The sequence below is a fragment of the Pseudomonas sp. LjRoot71 genome (genome assembly GCF_964253255.1).
GTDB lineage: Bacteria > Pseudomonadota > Gammaproteobacteria > Pseudomonadales > Pseudomonadaceae > Aquipseudomonas.
Map to the genome: position 1 here is coordinate 2125623 of NZ_CAXURA020000001.1, position 22112 is coordinate 2147734.

Below are 22112 nucleotides of genomic sequence, written 5' to 3' on the forward strand. Positions count from 1 at the left end.
CATAACTAGTCAAATAAACCTAACTGACCATTGGTCGTATGGGGAGCATCGGCATGTACAGCCGCAGACGCAGCGGCCAACCGCTCAGCCAACCCCGCCGCGCGCTCGGCGCGGGTGGCGACCGCTTCGCCCAGGCGCGCGGGCAATGCCCAGATTTCCACCTTGTGTTTGGCGCGGGTGATGCCGGTGTAGAACAGGCTGCGGCTGAGCAAGGGGCTGGGCAGTTCGGGCAGCACCAGCAGTACCTCACTGAACTCCGAGCCCTGGCTTTTATGCACGGTCATGGCGAAAGCGCTGTCGTGGCTGGGCAGGCGGGCCGGGGCGAAGGGGCGGTAGCCGTCCTCGCCTTCGAAAAACACCCGCAGGCCGTATTCAGTGTGCAGACAAATGCCGATATCGCCGTTGAACAGGCCGAGGGCGTAGTCGTTCTGCCGCACCATGATCGGCCGCCCGACATACCAGCGCTCGCGTGCAGACACTTGGCTGCGGCGCTTGATCCGCGCTTCCAGAGCTTCGTTGATGCCGGCCACGCCCCAGGTGCCTTCGCGCTGGGCGCAGAGTGCGCGGAAGCTGTTGAAGGCAGCGAAGGCTGCGGCGGGGTCGGCGCTGTTGGCGGCGCGGATATAGGGCGCATAGCCCTGATCCAGACGCTCCAGCAGATCATTGGGTGTTGGCGCGGCATTCCAGGCCAGGTCGGAGCGGTCCTCCTTGAGCAGATTGAGCGTGCCGCTGGCATCGCCGCCGTTAATGCGCCGCGCCAGTTCACCGATGCCGCTGTCGCCGGCAAAACGGTGGCTGTGGGTCAGCAGCACCACGGCGTCGCCGAGTTGCGAGCTGGGTTGGCTGACCGGCACCTGCTGGCCGGTGATGCGTTGCAGCTCGTTCGCCGCCTCAGCATCAAAGCCACGGCCCTCGCAGAGTTCGGCAAACACTGCGCCGGCTTCTACGGCGCAGAGCTGATCCTTGTCGCCGAGCAGGATCAGCCGCGCAGTGGGCGGCAGGGCATCGAGCAGTTTGGCCATCAGCGCCAGGTCGACCATCGAGGCTTCGTCCACCACCAGCACGTCCAGCGCCAGCGGGTTGGCCGCGTGATGCCGCACCTGCGGGCTGTCGCCCCGGCTGCCGAGCAGGCGGTGCAGGGTGCGCGCCTCATCCGGCAGTGCGGCTTTGATCGCCTCGCTGACCGGCAGCTGGGCTTTGGCATTGCGTATCGCCTCGGCCATGCGTGCCGCCGCTTTACCGGTGGGCGCGGCCAGGCCAATGGCCAGATTTTCACAGCCTGGTTGCTCTAATAACGCGGCGAGCAGACGCACCACAGTGGTGGTTTTGCCGGTGCCGGGGCCGCCGGAGATCACCGCCAGTTTGCGCCGCACCGCTTGTGCGGCAGCCAGGCGCTGCCAGTCGGGTTGCTGTTGGTTAAAGGCAAATAGCCGGGTCAGGCTTTCACTGAGCTGGGCTTCATCCACCTCGGGCAAATCGGCGGCGCGTTGCAACAGCTGCTCGGCCAACTGCCGCTCATAGGCCTGATAACGCGCGAGATAGAGGCGGCCGTGTTCGAGAGTCAGCGGGGTGAAATCACCGTCGCCGCCAACCAGTGGTGAGGCTTCAAGCTGCGCCTGCCAGTCGCTGAGCGCCGGCAAGCGCAGTTCATGCTCTGGCCAGGGCCGCTGTCCGGCGAAGCGCGCCAACGGCAAACACACATCACCCTTGTCCAAGGCCATGCACAGCAATGCCGCCGAGGCCAACACCACCGGTGACGCCTGCGGATCAAGGCGCTGCAGGCTATCGACCAGCGCGCGCTCCAGCGGGCCAAGGGGTAGATCGGAGAAGGTCATGCGATACCCCCGTAGGGTGCGCTGTGCGCACCGAGAATAAGGGGCATGGCGCGCGCGGCGCACCCTACGGGCATAAATCCCGTAGCCCGAATGCCATCCGGGAGATTGGCCATACGGCGCGAAGCCCGTCCCTGGATTGCATTCAGGCTAAAAAGCAGCATCAGCGCCCCTCCGCAAATAAGGTATCCAGCGCATCCAACAGCTCATCACTGGGTCGTGAGAAATACACCCCGGCGCTCGGCATGCCGCGTAGAAACAAGTAATACGCGCCGCCCAGTTGCTCATTCTGAAAGTCATCCAGGCGCTGACGCAGAAAGCGCCGCAGCGCCACCAGGTAGATCAGGTACTGCAGGTAGTAATGTTCGGCCGCCAGGGCTTGCAGCAGGCGCTCACCGCCGTAGTAACTGGCGTCCGGGCCGAGCCAGTTGGACTTGTAGTCGGCGATATACCAGCGCCCGTCGTGCTCAAAGGTCAGGTCGATAAAGCCCTTGAGAAAGCCCTTGAGGCTGTCGAATTCGAGCCGCGCCGCCGCCTCGCGCATGGGTTCGGCCAGACCATGGGCCGGGTCGCAAAGAATGGCGCGCAGGCGCTGCACATCCAGACCGGCCAGAGGGAAGGTAAAGCCCAGCTCGGGCAAACGGCGGGTTGGATTCAAGCCGGCGAGGGTCAGACCATTGCCATCCAGATCGGTATCGACAACCTGTTGCAGGTGAGCCAGCGCCACCGCCTGCCAGTCATTGCTGATGCCGTGGCCGCTCAGCCCCGGTTCGACCAGCTCAGCCAGCGCGCCTTTGCCGCGCGCCCAGTCTTCGAGGATGGCGTGCAGACAGGTACCGGCCCGCGCGCCACGGGGGAAGGCGAAAAAGCCCGTGCCCGGCTCGCTGGCGTCCGGTAGCACCAGGCCGTCGCGGTCCGGCGCTTCCATATGCATGCCTGCCGCCAACCCCGAAAAGCTGCCAATGCGCCAGGCGCTGTGCAGGCTGCGTTGCAGGCTGGCGAGTTGCTGCGGAGCTGGAGCGCGTTGCTCGCCGGCGGCGCTGGCCTCGCTGTCACGCAGCGGCTGGAGGGTCATCTGGCCCTGACTGCTGGCGATCAGCTGTTCGAGTTCGCCCCGCAGCCCTTGCGGGCTAAGGCTTTGCAGATGGCCCGCCAGCTCGCTCAGGGCATCCTCACCCGGCAGCTCGCGGCCATGTAGCAGCCAGGCCAGGGCGCTGCTGTGCAGGCCGCTGTCGCCGAGGGTGCCGTCCTTTTTCGGTTTGCAGTCCACCGGCCCCCAGTGCAGCCACAAGCGATCGCGCGCGCGGGTCAGGGCAACGTAAGTCAGGCGCAGTTTTTCGGCGAAGCGTTCGTGACGCGCGCGCGCACGATGGGTGTCGAGCTGTTCGCTGCCCAGGTCCAGCAGCGGCGTGCCGTCGTCAGCGTGGCAGCTGATGTCCTCATGCTGGCGCAGCAGCGCGCCGTCCCACAGGTAGGGGCAGAACACCAGCGGGTATTCCAGACCCTTGGAGGTGTGGATGGTGACAATCTGCACCCGCTCGGCATCGCTTTCCAGGCGCAGCAAGGCATCTTCGCCGTGGGCCTCGGCGCTGCGCTGGGCGTTGAACCAGGCGAGTAATTGCTCCAGACCGGGGCGTTGCATGCTTTCGGTTTGCAACAGTTCGGCCAGGTGCAGCAGGTTGGTCAGACGGCGCTCGCCATCAACCAGGGCCAGCAGGCGCTGGGCCACCTGTTGCTCATCCAGCCAGGCGCGGAAAGCGCGCATAAAACCCTGTTGCTGCCAGAGTTGGTGGTAGCGCTCGGCGGCTTCGCGCTCGCGGTCCCAGGCTTGGGCATCCTCGCTGCAGGCAGCAAGATCAGCGGCGCTACGGCCCAGCAGACGACTGGCCAGGGCATAACGCAACGCGCCCTCGCGGCCCGGCTCGGCATAGGCGGCGAGCACGGCGGACAGTTCATCGGCCTCCTCGCTGTGCCAGACGTTCTCCTTGCCGCGCCGCACACTGGGCACGCCACGGGCGGCCAGCTCGGCAGCCACTTCGCCAGCCTGACGGTGACTGGCGACCAGCACGGCAATATCCCCGCCCTTGAACGGTGTGCGCGTGCCGTCTTGCTCAAAATACGCCTCGCCACGGCTACTGGCGCTAAGCACCGCCGCAATGCGCCGGGCCGTATCCCGCGCCACCAAAGTGCCCGCTTCACCCTTGCCCAGGTAATCGTTATCCAGCCAGACCAACGCCAGCGGTGCGTCGGTTTCATCCTCAACATGCGGCAACACCAGTTGTGCCCGCGCTTTGTTGCTGGCCCCGACCTGCTGGTAATCCAGGCCTTTCTCGGCAAAGGGCATGGGCCGGTCGAACAGCTGATTCAACGCGGCGATCAGCTCGGGCGTGGAACGGTGGTTGGTGGCCAGGCTGTATTGCCGCGCGGCTTCGCTGCGGGCCTTGAGGTAGGTCGCCAGATCCGCGCCCCGGAAGGCGTAGATGGCCTGTTTCGGGTCGCCGACAAAACACAGGTCGCCGGCATCCTGATAAATGCGGTGAAACACCCGGTACTGCACCGGGTCGGTGTCCTGAAACTCGTCGATCAGCGCCACCGGGTATTGCGTGCGCAGGGTGCTGGCCAGGTGCTCGCCGCCTTCGCTCTGCAAGGCCTGCTGCAGTTTGTTAAGCAGGTCATCGAAGGCCAGCAGGCGTTGCGCCGCCTTGCGCGCGGGCAGTTGCTCGTTGAGCTGATGGATCAGGCGCACCTGCAGGTCGATCAGCCGCTGCTCGGCCTCGGGTTGTGCGGCATCGAGCGCATCACAGAGCTCCTGCAACGCAGCGGCCAGCGGATTGGCCGGCGCTTCGCAGCCCTTCTTGCTGGCCTTGCTCAGCCCTTCGCGGGCCAGCCGGCGGTGCGCTTCGGTCTTGCTGAACAGCGCGGCGGCATCGCTGAAATAACCGTCCAGTTCGGCCTGCCAAACGCTTAGCTTGGCCGCGTTGCACATATTGCTCTTAAAGCCGTCAAAGGCCTTAAGTTGCGCCAGCCAGCCGACACTTTCACTCAGCCAGAGGCGCTGCGCCTGCTGCCAGGCGGCGCGCAGGGCGCTCATCTCACTGCGCGTACCCGGTTGTGGCTCGATGCGCAGATAGGGCTTGCCCAGGTGATTACGCAAACGCTGACGCAGCACCTGCGGGGTGATTTTCTGCTGCACCAGAAACGCCGCCCATTCCGGCTCGGCGCTGGCCAGCTCATGGCGCCAGAGATCGGCGAGCAGGGCGTCGATAATTTCGCGGTCGTCATGGGTCAGTTCGTTGTCAAAATCACCACCCGCTTCAAACGCAGCGTCCTGCAAGGCGCGCTGGCAGAAGCCGTGGATGGTGAAGATCGCCGCCTCGTCGAAACCATGCACCGCCAGCAGCAAACGCCGGTGGCTGGCTGCATCCGGGTACTGGGCATGCAGGCGATTGAGCAGGTCGTCGCTGCCCGGCCCTTGTTCATACACCGCCAGCAACTCGGCCAGACGCTTGCGGATGCGCTCGCGCAACTCGGCGGTGGCGGCAGTGGTAAAGGTCACCACCAGAATCTGGCTGACGCTGAGCTGCTTCTCCAGCAACAGGCGCGCGTACAGCGCGGTCAGGGTCCAGGTTTTACCGGTGCCAGCGCTGGCCTCAATCAACGAGCGACCGCTGAAACTGTCCTGCAACAGGTCAAGGCTGGCGCTGCTCATGCTTCGTCCTCGTCACTGCCTTGCAGGGCGTCCAGCGCCGGGCCGTAGAGTTGTTCGGCGAGCGTTTCAAAGCGCTCGCCCAGCGGCTCGCGGTCGCGGAAGGCCAGGGCATTCCAGGAGTCCTGGCCTTCGCCGGTCATATAGTCGTTGCCTTGCCACATCACCCGCGCTTCGCTGCGCGCGGCGTCAAGCGGTTCCTTCTTGCCGGGGCTACGCCATTTGCGGGCAAAGCCATGGCTGCATTTGGCGAACAGCGGCAACGGCTCGCACAGCGCGCGTTGGTAGGCCTCCAGCCAGGGCAGCAGCAGTTCGCGGGCATTGGCCAGCGGGCCCAGACGCCATTCGCTTTTCGGCGAGAGCAGGCGGCTGTCGCGGCTGATGCCAGGGGTGGCGGCGCAGTTGAGCAGCAGATGGCGCAACCAGAACGGCGCCAGCTCCCAGGCGCCGAGATCGCGTAGGTGATAGTCGAACAGGCCGGCGCTGGTAACGCCATCGAGCCAGCCGTGGATGCGTACGCCGGCCAGTTCGATATCCACCAGCAGCGGTTGCGGGGCGTCCTCCGGGCGTTCGTCGAACAGGGTCGGAGCAAAGGCACGGATCGGCCCGCGAATCTGCCCCCAATGCGCCTGGCCCAGCTCGCCCACTGGCAGCCAGCCGGAAGCAGCGGCCACGGCGCGCTCCTGGCGTTCGCTCCAGCCGTTCTCGATGGCCTGCAAGGCCAACTGGCGCAGGCCATGCTGACTGGTCCACTCGACCCTGAACGGCTCGTCGCCGGCCAGGGTTTCCTCGCTCTGCGCCAGGCGCAGGCCGAGGCGTTGTTCCAGCAGGTAGCGCGCCGGGTGCTTAAAGCAGTGAATCAGCTGGCTCGGTTCGATGTTCAGCCAATCTTGATCCGGCGTCTCCAATAAACTGGCAAAGGGCGCAGGGGTTTGCACCGCCTGACTCAAGCGCTGCGCAGCGTGGAACCAGGGCGCGGCAAAGCCGGCATGACGGTTGCCGGCGAAGTTGCCAGGGGCGAAGGGCTGCAAGGGGTGCTGATGGGTGATATGGACGCTGGCTCTTTCCTGGGCGGTCTGCTCGTCGCGGCTAAAGCCCCTCCCACAAACAGCAGTGAGATCGACCACATCGAGCAGCTCGCTGACCAACACCGAAGGCGGCAGCTCGGCGTTGCTGCGCGGGTCGCGGCCGACATAGCTCAGGTACAAGCCGCCACGGGCCGAAAGCAGGGTTTCCAGCAGCAGGTAACGGTCATCCAGACGGCGTGCGCGGTCGCCACGGCGGGGTTTCTGACTGATCAGGTCAAAGCCCGCTGCCGGGGTGCGGCGCGGCAAGGCACCGTCATCCAGGCCGAGCAGGCAGACCAGGCGAAACGGCAGGCTGCGCATCGGCACCATGGTGCAGAAGGTCACCGCGCCGGTGAGAAAGCCGGAGGCGGCGCTGCCTTGCTCCAGGGCGGCGGTCAGTTGCTGACGGATCAGCGCCAGCTCAATTGGCCGCTCAACCCCTGAGGCGTCGCCCTGCTCCTTGAGCGCGGCGCAGGCCTTGGACAGCAGCAACAGGGTCTCGCCGGCTTCGCGCTCATCGAATAGCTGGTCAATCAGCCCTTGCAGGGATTCGGCCCATTCGCCCAGGGCACGTGGCCGTTGCAGGCTCTGCGCGAGAGCGGCCAGACGCTCGACAAAACCGGCCAAGCGCCCGAGCAGTTGTGCGCGGCCGCCTTCCAGCGCATCCAGCGGCCAACTGTCGCCCAACAGCGGCGCGGCCAGGCCGGCCAACTGCGGCGGCGCAGCAAAGCCCAGCAGCAGACGATCCAGACCTTGCCGCCAGGTAAACGCGGCATCGGCCGGCAGACCCAGTTGCTCGCGGTGCGTTTCATCGCGGCCCCAGCGCACGCCGGCGTCGCGCAGCCAGTCGCGCAGCAGCGGCAGATCTTCCGCCTCGATGCCAACGCGGCGGGCGATGGCCGGCTGCTCCAGCCAGGCGAGGATTTCCTCGGCGGCAAAGCGGCTGTCCGGCAGTGCCAGCAGGTTGAGGAAGGCTTCGATCAGCGGAATTTCCGCACGCAGGCTACGGTCGGCCAGGCTGAAGGGAATCCGCGGCACGCCTTCGCGCGGGGCAAACACCGCTTCGATATAAGGCGCGTAACGCTCGATATCCGGGGTTAGCACCACGACTTGATCGGGCGTCAGTGCGGGTTCGGCGGCAAAGCGAGCGAGCAGTTGGTCATGCAGGATTTCCACTTCGCGCAGCGGCGAGTGGGCGACGTGCAACTCCAGCGAGCGGTCGTCTTCGCGCAGCAGCAGGCGCTCATCGGCCGTGCGGGTGCGCAGGCGCAGGATGTCGTTCTGCAGCGCCTGCAACAGGCTGGCGTCGTGCAGATCCGCGTCTTCGGAATACAGGCCGATTTCCTGACTGCCCTCGCTGGATGCCAGGCTGAACAGGCTGTCGAAAAAGTCGCGGCCCTGCTTGCCCAGGCTCGCCAATAACGGGTGGCCGACATCCAGATACCAATCGTCCGGACTGAGTTCAGGCTGCCTGGCCAACTCACGAATATCACGAATCTCGCCCCAGGCTTCGCGGCACGGGTTGAGGGCGAAAACAATTACCTGGGTATGCCGCGCCAGGCCTTCCAATACACGCATATGGTGCGGCGGCAGCGAGCTGATGCCAAACACCAGCACGCGCTCGGGCAGCCCGGCGATGGGCGCGGCGTCATACAGGCGGGTGAGCAGTTCTTCCAGCAAACGCGCGCGGTGTGGATGGCCGTCTTTGGTCAGCTCGCGCCAGAGCAACGCTTGCCAGGCTTCGTCCGGGCCGAGATCGAGCAGTTCGTTGCGTTCCCAGGCGGCCAGCCAGTCGTCGCGATACAGCAGGTATTGGTCGAATACGTCAGCGATCTTCACTGCCAATGACAGCCTTCGACGCTCATCGCCACCATCCAGGTAATGCGCCAGACGCGGCGCTTCAGCCAGATGGGCGGGTTCGCACAGCCAGTCATACAGACGCCAGCTCAGGCTGCTGGGGCTGAACGCCGATTGCTCGGGCAGTTGCCCCAGACACAGGCGCGAGAGGTCCCAGACGAACTTGGCTGGCAACTGCACCTCCAGCTGCATGGCAATGCCCTGCTTGCGCGCCAGTTCCAGGGTCAGCCAACGGCCCATGCCCTGACTCGGCACCACCACCAGTGCCGGCGCAAAGGGATCGCGCATCGGCGTGGCGAGCAGGGTGGTGGCCAGCTCGCCAAGGGTTTCCAGGTCTGGTGCGTGGTAGAGCGTGAGCATCGGCAGAATCGCATCCGTTCAGTAGCGGCCAAGGTTATCAGGTCAATCAAGCTGGCGGGATTGCGCGCAGCGCTAACCACAGCTAAAGCTAAAGCTAAAGCTAAAGCTAAAGCTAAAGCTAAAGCTAAAGACAGGGTCGTTGTGCGATCCCCTATAACAAGTAAAACCACGCGTCACGCTGCAACCAGGCGGGCGCGCCAGGGAGCAGCACCATGCTCACCCTGCTGAATCTTCTGTCTGCCGTCGCCTTGCTGATCTGGGGCACCCATATCGTCCGTACCGGCATCCTGCGGGTGTATGGCTCGCATCTGCGCAAGGTGCTTAGCCATAACGTCAGCAAGCGCCCACTGGCCTTTGCTGCCGGCATCGGCGTGACCGCGCTGGTGCAGAGCAGCAACGCCACCGCGCTGCTGGTCACCTCGTTCGTTGCCCAGGGGCTGATGGCGCTGACTCCGGCGCTGGCAATCATGTTGGGGGCGGACGTCGGCACGGCGCTGATGGCCCGCGTGCTGACCCTCGACCTGAGCTGGCTGAGCCCGCTGCTGATCTTTCTCGGGGTGGTGTTCTTTCTCTCGCGCAAACAAACCCGCGCCGGCCAGCTTGGTCGCGTGGCCATCGGCCTGGGCCTGATGCTGCTGGCCCTCGAATTGATTGTTGCCGCCGCTACGCCTATCACCCAGGAGCAGGGCATCCGCGTGCTGTTCGCCTCACTGACCGGCGACCTGCTGCTGGATGCCTTGGTCGGCGCGCTGTTCGCGCTGATTTCCTATTCCAGCCTGGCCGCCGTGCTGCTCACCGCCACCCTGACCGGTGCCGGCCTGATCAGCCTGCCCGTGGCCATCGGCCTTGTAATTGGCGCCAATATCGGCAGCGGCGTGCTGGCCTTTCTCACCAGCAGCCTGCAAACCCCAGCCGGGCGACGCGTGGCCCTGGGCAGCCTGCTGTACAAGCTGATCGGCCTGCTACTGGTGATGCCGCTGCTCGATCCGCTGGCCAACTGGCTGGACAGCCTGAATTGGCGCCCCGAGGAGCTGGTGATCGGCTTTCACCTGCTCTACAACGGCCTGCGCTGCGTGCTGATGCTGCCCACAGTCGGGCTGATGGCGCGCTTCTGCAACTGGCTGCTGCCGGATCGTCCGGATGAAAACGGCGTCGCCCGCCCGCGCCATCTCGACCCCACCGCGCTGGCCACACCGAGCCTGGCGCTGGCCAATGCGGTGCGCGAAACCCTGCGCATCGGTGACCTGATCGAAACCATGCTCAGCCACCTGCTGGAAGTTTTGCGCGGCGGGCAAACCGCCCTGGGCAAAGAGCTGCGCCGCCTGGATGACGATGTCGATGCGCTTTACAGCGCGGTCAAACTCTACCTGGCTCAGGTGCCGCGCGAAGTGTTGAGCGAACAAGACAGCCGGCGCTGGGCGGAGATCATCGAGCTGGCGGTCAACCTGGAGCAGGCCGGCGACATCATCGAACGCATGCTCGGTAAGGTGCAGGATCAGAAAACCGCGCAGCGCCATTCGTTTTCAGACAGCGGCCTGGAGGAACTCACTGCCCTGCACGGCCAATTGCTGGCCAACCTGCGTTTGGGCCTGTCGGTATTCCTCTCCGCCGGCAAGGAAAGCGCGCGCCAGCTGCTACGCGAGAAACGCCGCTTCCGCGCCCAGGAACGCCGCCTGGCCCACGCCCATGTCAGCCGCCTGCACCATCAGGTGGTGCAGAGCATCGAAACCAGCGCCCTGCATATGGAGCTGATTGCCGATATGAAGCGCCTCAACTCACTGTTCTGCGCCAGCGCCTATGTGGTGCTGGAAAGCAGCGAGACAGGCGCCCTGCACCATGAAGACAACGGCGCGGAGTAACACTGCAGACGAATTGGTCTATACCACCCAACCTTGGTTGGGTTGAGACAACACGGCGCATCCGCTTTAAGTTGGCATGCGGCATTGCAACAGTTCTGCCATCAATGACCGCTAATACTGCTCAACTCCAACAACAAAAGAGCGCCTTCCCTATGAAAAACCTCACCTCCCTGGTCGTTGGTCTAGGCCTGGCCTTCAGCGCCAGCCACGCCAGCGCCTGGTCGCAACCCACGCACAAGAATATCGTCAAGGACGCCCTGGCCTTCCTCAACTCGGCCCATGCCACGCCCGAGATGAAACGTGCCTATCAGTTCTACGTCGGCGCAGCCGGCAGCGAAGCCCGCGCGGGGGAAATCCTCGGCCAGGCAGCCTACGACGTTGATGATTTCCAGGACACCCGCCTGGGTGGCTGGTGGGTCGGCTACGAGCATGCGCCGGTGTATGGCGCCGCCGCTTCGCTGGTCAACTACACCTCGTACTGGCACTTCATCAACATGGCCCGCCAGGGCGACGCCCACGGCAACGACCACGGCGGTTACGACTACCGCTACCGCAAGGTAGATGGCAGCTGGAGCGGCGACGTTGACTGGTACGCCATGGTGTACCTGTACAACCGCGAGCTGAAGAAGAGCGACTTCGACACCACCGAAGCGCACTATCGCCAGGGCACTTATTCCAACTGGCAAACACACTACGGCGACTTCCAGACGGCGGCCTTCCAGCCCATCGATAACCTGGCCAAGTACTGGTTCGATCAGTACAAGAACGCCCCTTCGCTGCAAACCATAGGTTACGCACTGCACACCACCGGTGATGTGGCGCAGCCGCACCACGCCTGGGTCACCTCGGGCAACGGTCACTCCGGCTGGGAAGGCTGGGTGGACGATCACTACTTCAAGGAAGGCCTGAACAATATCGCCGCCGTGGCCAACCGGGTGGGCAGTTACGACCCGCAGAAGCCGATCCGTGACCTGCTGACTCAGACCGCGCAGGTCGCCTATCAACGCCCTGAACCGCTGTATGACACCAGCTACGCCACCCGCTTGCGAGTGGCCAAGGAGCTGATTCCGGAGTCCATCGCCCTCACCGTCAGTGTGCTGACCAAGGGTGCCAACACCTTCTACGGCCAGGGTGGCCGCTAAGGTGCGCGGGCTTATCCAGCGCAGTTTGCTGGTACTGGGGCTGACCGGCATCTGCCTGTCAGCTCTGGGCAGCCAGGACATGCGCATCAATGGCGAACGCCTGCCCGGCAAGAGCATAGGCCTGCTGGAGCAGGCCATGACCCGGGTCAAATTCAATACCGACCTGCGCCTGCTGCGCACAGGCCTGGCGGAAAATCACCTGCTGGCGCGCGAGGTGGAAGCCGAACTGAGCAGCAAGTACAGCAGCGATCTGGAGGCGCTGGTCGAGCGCGAAGCCGCCAACCTGATCGAACAGGTCTACGGCCGCCAGTTCGATCACGACGTACGACCCTTTCTGCGCCAGCCACAGGCACTGAGCAGTGCACGCCTGCGCCAGGTGCTGACCGCGCCAACTCAGGGCGTGGTGCTCGATAGCCTGCAACTGAGCCCCCAACAGCAGGCCGACGCCGCGCAGGTGCAACTGATCAGTTGGCAGTTCCCTGAGCAGACCGAACAACGTCTGAACCTGCTGGAGCTGTATCAAGGCGACAACGTACAAGGTCGAGTGGAGCTACAGCAGGGCAACCTGGTGTACCTGGCCGAACAGGTGCGTCAGCAGGCGCTGCGCGACTACCTCTGGTATCAGCTTGGAGAGAAAGGCTTCAGCACGGACGAACAAGCCGGCATCCGCCAACTGGTGCGCGACAAGCTCATTCGTCACAAGTACCTGCACCAACTCGGTCTGCACAACGACTTCCACCATGAAACCGCCAGCCTGCGCGAGCGCGCCCGCCAGGTCAGCGATGCGGATGCCGAGGCCTATTACCAGCGCAACCTGCAGCTCTATCTGAACGTTGCTCAGGTACAGGCCAGCCATATCCGCCTGGCCGATCAAGCCAGTGCCGACCGGGCGTATGCCGAACTGCAAAAGGGCTTGAGCTTCGATGAAGCCGTGCGCCGTTACTCACTGGCCGAAAACAAAAATCAAACACCGCCCGGCGACCTCGGCCTGATTCGCCCGCAGGATGCGCAGCTGGATTTTCTGCACAAGACCGCCCTGCTGCAGAAGGCCGGCAGCATCTCCCAACCGATGCTGATCGACGGCGCCTTTGAGATCGTCCAGGTGCGCAGCCGAAAGGATCGGCAGCTGCCACTGAGCGATCCCAGCGTGCGTTATGAGGTCAACCAGGCCGTCGCCAAGGAACAGCTGACTAAAGCCTTCCAGGCCCGCGTCGACGCCCTGCTGGCCAACGCCAAGGTAGAAGGACTATGAAGGCATGGCTCGGCATAGGCCTGCTTGGGGTGATCACGGCGGTGACCATCGTCGTCGTGCGCACGCCCCAGGCCGACATCGCGCCAGCCGTTGCGCCCCAGACGGCAACGCCACCTAGCGCCGCCATTCGCTTACCTGAGCTGCCCGCCGCGCTGCCGACACAGCAGCCCGCTGCAACCCCAGCGCCAGCAGAACAACTGGTGGAAGAACCACCCAACGAACCGCAACTGAATGCCCAAGAAGCGCAAATGCTGATCCAGCTAATGGCCGATCAAGGCGACCCGCGCAGCCCGGCTCTGGGCCAACTCAAACCGCGCCAGCCTGCCTCCACCGACCAATTGGCTGACCCGGCGCAGTACAGCGCCTTCGAAGACCAACAAACCCGCGACCAGATCATGGCATACGCCAGTGGCGTGCAGCAGATCCCCGCCATCCGCGAGCGCATCGAACAAGCCGCGCAATCCGGCGAACGCAGCCAAAGCGAACTCGATGAAGCCCGCGCCGCGCTGGAACAGTTGGAAATGTTGCAGAGCAAATTGCAGAGGGAGAAGCCGGAGTTGTTGCCGACTTCAGCGGCATCAGGCCCTTGAAATGTCAGCCCTATAACCACCCACGCTCGCGGTAGTAACGTAAGGCCCCTTCGTGCAACGGGGCGCTGAGGCCGGCCTGGATCATCTCGGTTTCGTTCAATTCGGAAAAGGCGGGATGCAGGCGTTTGAAGCGTTCGAGGTTATCGAAAACCGCCTTGACCAGTTGATAGACCACGTCTGCACTGGTCGCGGCCGAGGTCGACAGTACCGCTTTGCCGCCGATCGAGGCAGTGGCGGCGGGATTGCCACGGTAGATGCCGCCGGGGATTTCGGCACGGTTGTAGTACGGCTTTGCAGCCAGCAAACGCTTGATTTGCGGTTCGGCTATCGGCACCAGTACAGCATCAAGGGTGGTGGTGGCCTCCTGAATGGCGCCGTTGGGATGGCCAACAAAATAGGTCATGGCGTCGATATTGCCCTCTCCCAGTGCAGCGGCCTGGTCGGCGGCCTTGAGTTCGGCAGTCAGGGCGAAGATTGAGCGCGACCAACCTTTGGCCTGCATGATTTCTTCCAGGGTGTCGCGCTGGCCAGAACCGGGGTTGCCGATGTTCACGCGCTTGCCCTTGAGGTCGTCGAACTCGGCAATCGCAGCATCGCGCCGTGCCAGCACGGTAAACACCTCGCTTTGCAACGAGAGCACGGCCCGCAAGTCGGCCATGGCACCATCCTGGGCGAACGGGGCCAGTCCATGCAGGGCTTTGTATTGGTGATCCGCTTGCATGATGGCGAAATTGAACTCGCCGCTGCGCATCCCTTTGACGTTGGCCACACCGCCACCGCTGGCCGGGGCCGCACAGGTAATACCATGCTCGACCGCCCCGCGATTGAGGAAGCGGCAGATCGATTGCCCCGCTACGTAGTACACGCCGGTCTGCCCGCCGGTGGCAATGCGCGCGAAACGATCCTCAGCCTGTGCGCTGGCAGCCGAAAACAGGCTCCAGGCAATAGCCCACAACGCCCACGCCAGTGTCTTGCGGCTCATCGGATTACTCCTCCTCGGGTTGAACGCGCCAGCACCATCGACAGCCGCAGAGCCCCTAGACGTCTTAACGCTACCGCCGGGGCACGGCTTTGGGCAGAATCAGGCCATGGCTAAACACACACTTGATTCACAACACACCTCGGTCAGCGCCAGCATCACCCTCGCCGTGCTGCATGCTGCGAGCCGTCTGGGTATTGATCGCACTCAACTGATGAGCACCTGCGGGCTGAGCGACAGCCAGCTCAGCGACCCCGACGCGCGCGTGCCCTTCGCCACGCAAGAACAACTGTGGCAACACCTCAGCCGCATCGAGCATAGCGAGCCTGGCCTGGCCCTGGGCTGCAACCTTGCTCCCGGCCCGTTCAGCGTGCTCGGTTACCTGTTGCAGAGTAGCCCGACCCTGGGCGATGCGCTGGCCGCAGGGCTGCGCTATCAACGTCTGGTGGGTGAAGGCGGCGAGGTGCAACTGCGTGAGCAGGGCGACGAGTTGCAGCTGCTGTATCACCCCCTGCACCCCGAGTTACCCGCCACCCGTACCCGCGTGCTGGCGCTGATGGCCTGCTGGGTGCAGATGCTCCATCCGCTGCTGGACAACTGGCGGCTGCTGCGTGCGCAGTTCGTCCATGAGCAGCCCGCACTACTCGACAGCTACATCCACACCTTCGCCTGCCCCCTGCAGTTTTCCGCCAGCGATTACGGCATCGTACTGCCCAGCTCGATGGCCAGTGCGCCGCTGATCCAGGCCAATCCACCGTTACAGAACCTGCTGCGCCAGCATGCCGAAGCCCTGCTCGCACGCCTGCCCAGCGAAGGCCTGAGTGCGCGGGTGGTGGCCCTGCTGGGCGAGCAATTGGCGCGCGGCGAGCCGGATCGCGGCGAACTGGCGCGGCGTCTGCACCTCAGTGAGCGCACCCTGCAACGGCGCCTGGCCGAGGAAGGCTGCAACTACCAGCAGCTGCTCAGTGACACGCGCCAGCAACTGGCCGAACAACACCTGAAAAATGGCGACCTGCCCGCTGCCGAAATCGCTCTGCTGCTCGGTTACTCGGAACCCAGCGTGTTCTTCCGCGCGTTTCGCCAGTGGACCGGGTTAACGCCGGGTGAATACCGCGCACAGCAGAAGGCGCAGTGATAGCAGGCTAAATCCCCTGCGCCCGCAAAAACGCCAGAAACGCCTCGCGTGAGCTGTAGCGTGGGCTAAAGCCGAAGTCCTGCTTGAGCCGGCGGTTGCTCAGCACCGGGCGATAGCGCAGAAAATCTACCTGTTCGGGGCCATAGGGGCTGAGGCCCAGGGGTTTGAGTACGCGCAACGCGGCGCGGATCAGCCAGGCCGGCAGCGCGCGGTAGGGTTTGCCCAGCAATTCGGCGATTTCCTTGAGTGACAGCGCGCCATCACCGGCCAGGTTGAAGATGCCGGCGCTTTGCTGGCGCAGGCCGCGGCAGATGATATCCACCACATCCTGATCCCAGATAAATACGAAGCGGCTGTCGCTGCCGCGAATACCCAGCACCGCACGTTTCTTGAACAGCTCGGTGATCTGGTTGTTCACCTGTTTGCCGAGGATGGTGCCGGGGCGCAGCACCAACTGCTTGAGGTGCGGATACTGCACCCGTGCTTCGGCCAGCAGCAGCTCCACTTCACGCTTGTGTTTGGCGTAGGCGAACTGCGCATGGCCGCGCAGCGGCTGGTCTTCATCCAGCCAGTCGGCATTCTGCGGGTCATAGCCATAGGCAGCGCCGGAGCTGGTAACGATCAACTGTTCGACGCCATGGGCCGCAGCCGCCTGGATCAACGATTGGGTGCCGCCGACATCGATGGCATGCAGCTGTTCTTCGCTCATGCCTGGCGGCGGTGTGACGACAGAGGCCAGGTGAATAATCGCACTGGGCTGCCAGGTGACAACGCAATCTTCCACGGCAGCCGGCTGGCTGATATCGAGCAGCACCGGTTCGATATTCAGCTTCATCCCCGCGCGGTTCTGCGGGCGAATATCGGCGGCAATCAACTGCCACTGCGGGTGTTGAATGGCCAGTTGGTTAAGCAGCTGCTGGCCGATATAACCGGCTGCACCTGTGATCAAGACGCGCATGTAGCTCTCCATAACGCAGCGCGGCCACATGGCACGGGCGCTGCGTTTTCAGCGAATGTGTTTACCCATTGCAGGCTATCCGGTGGGCTATGGGGCGACAGTGGCAAGGCTGGCCAAACAGCATGGCCAAAGGCGACAACAGATGCGTGTGCCCTGGCCGGCTGGGCGCGTTATGCTCTGCGCCCCGCCATTGCCCAGGTATGCCGCCATGAGCCAAGCCGAACAGAACCTGCGTATCGACTACATCGAGTTCGCCGCCGTCGACCTGCCGCTGCTCAAGCAGTTCTATGAACAGGTTTTCGGCTGGCGCTTTACCGACTATGGCCCGCACTACAGCAGCTTTACCGATGGGCGCATGACGGGCGGCTTTACCACTGACAGCGCAGCGGGTAGCGGGCCGCTGGTGGTGATCTACGCCTCGGATCTGGAGGCCGTGTGCACCCAGGTGACCGCTGCCGGCGGGCAGATCACCCAGGCGATCTTCAGTTTTCCCGGCGGGCGACGCTTCGAGTTTCGCGATCCAAGCGGCAATCGTCTGGCCGTGTGGTCGGAGTAAGCGAGCGTCCCATGCAAGCTGTGAAACAACAGGTGTTCAAACTGATCGCCCTGATTCAACGCAATCCGGGAATGGTGGCGATCTTCGGTTTTGCCTCGGGCCTGGCGAGCTTTCTGCTGGTCGAGCGTCAGGCCGAGCTGGCGCGGGTGTTGGCGCTGGTGATGCTGGTCAGCTGGTTGTGGCTGATTCTGGAAAACATCCTGCGCGAACGCATCGCCCAGTGGTTCGGCTTCGAGCTGCCACCGCCGCTGCTGCGCTATGCCACGCAAATGATCCACCAGGAGAGCCTGTTCTTTGTTCTGCCGTTCTTCTTTATCACCACCACCTGGAACAGTGGCCAACTGCTGTTTAGCGGTCTGCTGGCTTGCGCGGCGCTGATTTCGATCATTGACCCGCTGTACTACAAGTGGCTGGCACCCAAGCGCTGGCTGTTTCTCGCCTATCACACCCTGGCGCTGTTCGCGGTGCTGCTCACGGCGCTGCCGATCATCTTCAAGCTGACCACGCCGCAGAGTTACCAGCTGGCTCTGGCGGCAGCGGTGCTGCTGTCGTTTCCCTCGCTGTTCGCGATCATCACCGTGCAGCGCTGGTGGCGCGGCCTGTTGCTGGTCGGTATGACTTTAGCGATAGGTGCCGGCGGCTGGCTGGCGCGCACCTGGGTGCCACCGGCGACGTTGTGGTTGACCGAGGTGGCGGTGACCAGTGAATTCGATAACCAGAAGCGCGCGCCGGGCGAGAGCATCAAGGAATTGAGCGTGGCGCAACTGCGCAGCCAGGGCCTGTTCGCCTACACCGCGATCAACGCACCGCGCGGGCTGAACGAGCGGATTTATCACGTCTGGCGCCGCGATGGCGGCGAAGTCGAACGCATCGCCCTGGATATCCACGGCGGGCGCAAGGAAGGCTATCGCGCCTGGACCCACAAGCAGAACTTCCCCGCCGACGCCGTCGGCCGCTGGCAGGTGCAGGTACTGACTGAAGCAGGGCAGATGATCGGGGTGCTGCGCTTTAAGGTGGTGGAGTAACGGCATTCACGCCGAGTGCTTTTTATTGCCTCTCCCGTTTACGGGAGAGGGGTAGGGAGAGGGCTTGGGTTGACTCACCCTCTCCCCCAGCCCCTCTCCCACACGTGGGAGAGGGGAGCTAAACGCGTCATTACCGGTACAGGGCCGACGCACAGCAGATCGTTGCCGAACGCCTACCCGAAGAACCAGTAGCAGACGAAGATCGCCGCCACCACCCCAGCCAATTCGGCCAGCAGCGCGCAGCCCACGGCATGCCGCACACGCTGGATACCGACTGCGCCGAAGTACACCGCCAGCACATAGAAGGTGGTTTCCGTACTGCCCTGGATGGTTGCCGCCGCCAACGCCGGGAAGCTGTCGACGCCATGGGTCTGCATGGTTTCGATCAGCATGGCGCGCGCGGCGCTGCCGGAGAACGGCTTGACCAATGCGGTGGGCAGCGCCTCGACAAAACGCGTATCCCAGCCGAGCACCTCGACCAACCAGCGAATGCCATCCAGGCCGAACTCCAGCGCACCGGAGGCGCGCAGCACGCCAATCGCGCAAAGCATCGCCACCAGATAGGGCAGCAGGCTTTTGGCCACGTCGAAGCCTTCTTTCGCGCCTTCGACGAACTCTTCGTACACCGCCACCTTTTTCAGCGCGCCGAGCAGCAGAAACAGCAGGACGATACCGAACAACGTGAGGTTGCCGGTCAGCGATGACAGCGCCGCCAGCGCCGTAGCGGACATGGTCGCCAACAGGGCCATAAAGCTGCCGAGCAGCAGCGCGCCGGGGATCAGGTAAGCCAGCACTACTGGGTCCCACAGACGCAGGCGCTGCATCAGCGCCACCGACAGCAAACCGACCAGGGTCGAGGCGCTGGTGGCCAGCAGGATCGGCAGGAACACCAGGGTCGGGTCCGGCGCACCCTGCTGGGCGCGGTACATAAAGATGCTCACCGGCAGCAGGGTCAACGAGGAGGCGTTAAGCACCAGAAACAGGATCTGCGCGTTACTCGCCGTGGTGCTGCTGGGGTTGAGGGTTTGCAGCGCGCGCATGGCTTTGAGGCCAATCGGCGTGGCGGCGTTGTCCAGACCCAGGCCGTTGGCGGCGAAGTTCATGGTGATCAGGCCGAGGGCCGGGTGGCCGCGCGGTACTTCCGGCATCAGCCGCGCAAACAGCGGGCCGAGCATCCGCGCCAGTGCATCGACCAGGCCGGCTTTCTCGGCGATGCGCAGTAAGCCGAGCCAGAGGGTCAGCGTGCCGAACAGCAGTACCATGACCTCGACCGACAATTTGGCCATGGCAAACAGGCTTTCAACCATGGCGGCGAACACCGCCGGGTCGTCACCGATCAGCCAACGCGACAGACCGGCAACTGCCGCCACCACGAAAAACCCCAGCCACAGCCAATTGAGCATGCCGTCTCTCCCCCGGATCAATGGGCGGGATGATAGCGCGGCTTATCCAAAGGTGGTGGAGAGAGTCTGTTCGTCGTTGCCACGCAGAGCGTGGGAGCAGTTGGTGATAGGTCCGAGCATTGCCAGTTGGTGTAGGAGGGGCTTTAGCCGCGATTGAGCTTGGCGGCGCCAAGCGTCGCGGCTAAAGCCCCTCCCACAACAGAGCATTCCGTGCCCGGCACTAATACCAGTTGGGGTCGCTTTTCAGCTGCTCTTCGAGCAGTTGCCGGGTGGCTTCGTCCGGTTCGCCAAGCCAGCGCAGGGTGGCGTGCTGGCTGGGTGCCCTGTCCGTCGGCAGGCCGTCGGGCAGTTGCACATAGAGGGCGTAGGCGTCGTCCTTGTCCCAGCTGAAGGCCACGTAGAGGCGCTGATTGAAGCAGTTGTGCGCTTCACACAGCTGGCCGACCAGGTACTTGTCGCCGTCGTCGTCCAGTGCCTGCATGGGCGGGGCGACACCATTGAGGTTGATCACCCACTCCGGCAAACGGCTTTCCTCTTGCACCAGTTGCTGCCAGCTTTGTTGATAGGCCGGGTCACTGGTGAGCAGTTCGTTGAGGCGGAATTGGCCGTCGGTGTTCGCGGCCAAAGCCGCCGCACTGCCGCCCAGTAACAGGGCTGCAAGCAGCGTCTTGATGGTCATGGCAGCTCCTCTATCCACGTGGGCGACGGCCCATGATGAACGAGACGACAAACATCACCAGGAACACCACGAAGAGAATTTTCGCGATACCCGTGGCGGTGCCGGCGATACCACCGAAGCCCAGAACAGCAGCGATGATGGCGATAATCAGAAAGGTAATGGCCCAACTCAGCATGGCGATACTCCTTATTTACTCAGGTGTGCGCGGCGGCGCGGTAAGACCCGGTGTGGCGCAAACCACACCGGACCGGGCTTACTGCATGGACTGTTTCAGGGTCCGCATGCGGTCATGGTTGGCGCGTACTTTCGGCATTTCTGCGGTCAGTAGAGCCTGTACATCGGGCTCGGCGCTTTCCAGGGCATCCTCGAAGGCATGCAGGATGCGGTCTTCGGCCTCTTCCAGCTGCGCCACGTAGGTGGCTTCGGTGTCACTGACCAGAGTCGCCTTGGTGTCGGCGTAAACCTGACGCAACTTGCCGACGAAGGTGCCGCCGCTGGCGGGTTTGTCCTGGTTGGCGGCCACTTTCACCGACAAGGCGCGAATCAGCTCGCTTTTGCTCTGTGACATGTCGCGGAACAGCACCTGCAGGCGCACATCCTTCACTTCATCGTGGGCGTGCTGGTAGAAGCGCTGGCCGTCACGGGTGATTTCGATCAGTTCGTTGAGTTGCTCAGTGGTGTTCGTCATGATGGATCTCCTGTGAGTTGTAGTGGCGGCCCAGGTGATAGGGCTGCCTCAGACAACAGGCCACAACCATTAGGGTCACGGCCCGGATGGCTCTAGCTGGCGACGCGCAGGGCATCGGCATCAACGCCGCGCACGCCACGGATATTGCGGGCGGTTTCAATCGCCAACTGCTTCTCGGCGTTGCTCAGCACGCTGCCGCTGAGGCTGACCATGCCGTTGCGGGTATCGACCGAGATATTCAGACCGTCGAGGTTGCGGCTGTAGATAAAGCTGGATTTCACCTTGCTGGTGATCCACGCATCGCTGATCGCCGCAGCGGTGTCATCGGCGGCGTTCTGTACCTTGGCCGCGGTGCTGTTGGTGGAGCTGACGCTGAGCAGGTTGTTAACCTCACGCACGCCGTCGGTGTTGGCAGCCAGACGCCCAGCCAGTTCCTTGGCCTCGGCGCTCTGCGCGCTACCGGTCAGGCTGACCGTGCCATTGGCGGCGCTAACCTTGATATCCAGGCCTTCGGTGTTGCTGTTCCACAGCAGCTTGGATTTCACCGTGGCGGCCAAGGTGGCATCGTCAAAGCGCTGCGACAGGCTTGGCTCACTGCTGGCCTTGGCTTCGAAGGCCGGGTCGAGGGTCAGCTGGTTGTCGACCTTCTTCACCCCTTCGATACCCAGTGCAATCTGCTCGGCCAGGTCGCGCTCAACATCGGTTTCCACCTTGCCGGTGAGCTTGGCGCTGCCGTTCTCCACATCCACATCGATAGTGAAGGGGTTGAGATGGCGGTTAAGGGCAAAGGCGGTCCAGATCGAGCCTTCCTGGCGTGCCTCGATCAGCTCACGGCTGGTATCACTTTGCGCTGCATAGGCCGCGAAAGGGGCCAGGCCGATCAGGCCGGCGGTCGCAGTGGCCAGGGCCAGAGTTTTCAATTGATGCATGGCAGTTCCTCCAATGGATAACGATCAGGCAGCCGTTTGTCGCCGCCGTTACTGATAGATCGCAAGTGCCATGCCAGCTTTTTAAATCATATTAA

At 63.7% G+C, this 22112-nt stretch carries 17 protein-coding genes; 7 read left to right on the top strand and 10 right to left on the bottom strand.

What is annotated here, in order from left to right; all coding sequences use genetic code 11:
• Positions 1-5 precede the first annotated feature (5 nt).
• From recD to recC, 3 genes are all read right to left on the bottom strand, one after another.
• Positions 6-1835, bottom strand: coding sequence for an exodeoxyribonuclease V subunit alpha (gene recD / locus ACSQ17_RS10145; protein ID WP_436068492.1), 1830 nt, complete (start codon positions 1833-1835; stop codon positions 6-8).
• Between the two features lie 160 nt (positions 1836-1995).
• Complete coding sequence (recB, locus tag ACSQ17_RS10150) at positions 1996-5541, bottom strand: exodeoxyribonuclease V subunit beta (RefSeq protein ID WP_436068493.1); 3546 nt, start codon at positions 5539-5541, stop codon at positions 1996-1998.
• Positions 5538-8822, bottom strand: coding sequence for an exodeoxyribonuclease V subunit gamma (gene recC / locus ACSQ17_RS10155; protein ID WP_436068494.1), 3285 nt, complete (start codon positions 8820-8822; stop codon positions 5538-5540). Before recC ends, recB begins: the two co-directional genes overlap by 4 nt.
• 212 nt (positions 8823-9034) lie before the next feature.
• Here recC and ACSQ17_RS10160 point away from each other — a divergent pair, with 212 nt between their 5' ends.
• The 4 genes from ACSQ17_RS10160 to ACSQ17_RS10175 all read left to right on the top strand — a co-directional run bounded on the left by ACSQ17_RS10160 (position 9035) and on the right by ACSQ17_RS10175 (position 13665).
• Positions 9035-10681, top strand: coding sequence for a Na/Pi cotransporter family protein (locus ACSQ17_RS10160; RefSeq protein ID WP_436068495.1), 1647 nt, complete (start codon positions 9035-9037; stop codon positions 10679-10681).
• Positions 10682-10833: 152 nt separating this feature from the next.
• Positions 10834-11823 (top strand): hypothetical protein, encoded by a 990-nt coding sequence (locus ACSQ17_RS10165; RefSeq protein ID WP_233685627.1) that lies wholly within the window; start codon positions 10834-10836, stop codon positions 11821-11823.
• A gap of 1 nt (position 11824) precedes the next feature.
• Positions 11825-13075 (top strand): peptidyl-prolyl cis-trans isomerase, encoded by a 1251-nt coding sequence (locus tag ACSQ17_RS10170; protein ID WP_436068496.1) that lies wholly within the window; start codon positions 11825-11827, stop codon positions 13073-13075.
• Complete coding sequence (locus tag ACSQ17_RS10175; protein WP_436068497.1) at positions 13072-13665, top strand: hypothetical protein; 594 nt, start codon at positions 13072-13074, stop codon at positions 13663-13665. The genes ACSQ17_RS10170 and ACSQ17_RS10175 overlap by 4 nt, the downstream gene beginning before the upstream one ends.
• A gap of 10 nt (positions 13666-13675) precedes the next feature.
• On the opposite strand, the gene ACSQ17_RS10180 is transcribed toward ACSQ17_RS10175, so the two are convergent.
• On the bottom strand, positions 13676-14647 hold the full coding sequence (locus ACSQ17_RS10180) for a TAXI family TRAP transporter solute-binding subunit (RefSeq protein WP_436068498.1): 972 nt from the start codon (positions 14645-14647) through the stop codon (positions 13676-13678).
• A 106-nt stretch (positions 14648-14753) separates the two neighbouring features.
• Here ACSQ17_RS10180 and ACSQ17_RS10185 point away from each other — a divergent pair, with 106 nt between their 5' ends.
• Positions 14754-15779 carry an AraC family transcriptional regulator ligand-binding domain-containing protein gene (locus tag ACSQ17_RS10185; RefSeq protein WP_436068499.1) on the top strand — a complete coding sequence of 342 codons (1026 nt, stop codon included), beginning with the start codon at positions 14754-14756 and terminating at the stop codon, positions 15777-15779.
• 7 nt (positions 15780-15786) lie between these two features.
• Here the strand turns inward: ACSQ17_RS10185 and ACSQ17_RS10190 are convergent, their stop codons facing one another.
• Positions 15787-16737 carry an SDR family oxidoreductase gene (locus ACSQ17_RS10190; protein WP_436068500.1) on the bottom strand — a complete coding sequence of 317 codons (951 nt, stop codon included), beginning with the start codon at positions 16735-16737 and terminating at the stop codon, positions 15787-15789.
• Positions 16738-16945: 208 nt separating this feature from the next.
• Here ACSQ17_RS10190 and ACSQ17_RS10195 point away from each other — a divergent pair, with 208 nt between their 5' ends.
• Together ACSQ17_RS10195 and ACSQ17_RS10200 are read left to right on the top strand one after the other, a co-directional pair.
• On the top strand, positions 16946-17293 hold the full coding sequence (locus tag ACSQ17_RS10195) for a VOC family protein (RefSeq protein ID WP_436068501.1): 348 nt from the start codon (positions 16946-16948) through the stop codon (positions 17291-17293).
• 11 nt (positions 17294-17304) lie between these two features.
• Positions 17305-18318, top strand: a complete 1014-nt coding sequence (locus ACSQ17_RS10200) for a DUF5924 family protein (protein ID WP_436068502.1) — start codon at positions 17305-17307, stop codon at positions 18316-18318.
• Between the two features lie 173 nt (positions 18319-18491).
• Here the strand turns inward: ACSQ17_RS10200 and ACSQ17_RS10205 are convergent, their stop codons facing one another.
• The 5 genes from ACSQ17_RS10205 to ACSQ17_RS10225 form a co-directional block, all read right to left on the bottom strand.
• The gene (locus ACSQ17_RS10205; RefSeq protein WP_436068503.1) at positions 18492-19721 is read right to left on the bottom strand and encodes a nucleoside recognition domain-containing protein; all 1230 of its coding nucleotides are present in this window, start codon (positions 19719-19721) and stop codon (positions 18492-18494) included.
• Positions 19722-19941: 220 nt separating this feature from the next.
• The gene (locus tag ACSQ17_RS10210) at positions 19942-20400 is read right to left on the bottom strand and encodes an inhibitor of vertebrate lysozyme family protein (protein ID WP_436068504.1); all 459 of its coding nucleotides are present in this window, start codon (positions 20398-20400) and stop codon (positions 19942-19944) included.
• Between the two features lie 10 nt (positions 20401-20410).
• Complete coding sequence (locus tag ACSQ17_RS10215; protein WP_069521449.1) at positions 20411-20575, bottom strand: DUF1328 domain-containing protein; 165 nt, start codon at positions 20573-20575, stop codon at positions 20411-20413.
• Between the two features lie 78 nt (positions 20576-20653).
• Positions 20654-21088 (bottom strand): ferritin-like domain-containing protein, encoded by a 435-nt coding sequence (locus ACSQ17_RS10220; protein WP_436068505.1) that lies wholly within the window; start codon positions 21086-21088, stop codon positions 20654-20656.
• A gap of 92 nt (positions 21089-21180) precedes the next feature.
• The gene (locus tag ACSQ17_RS10225; protein WP_436068506.1) at positions 21181-22017 is read right to left on the bottom strand and encodes a BON domain-containing protein; all 837 of its coding nucleotides are present in this window, start codon (positions 22015-22017) and stop codon (positions 21181-21183) included.
• Positions 22018-22112: the final 95 nt, after the last annotated feature.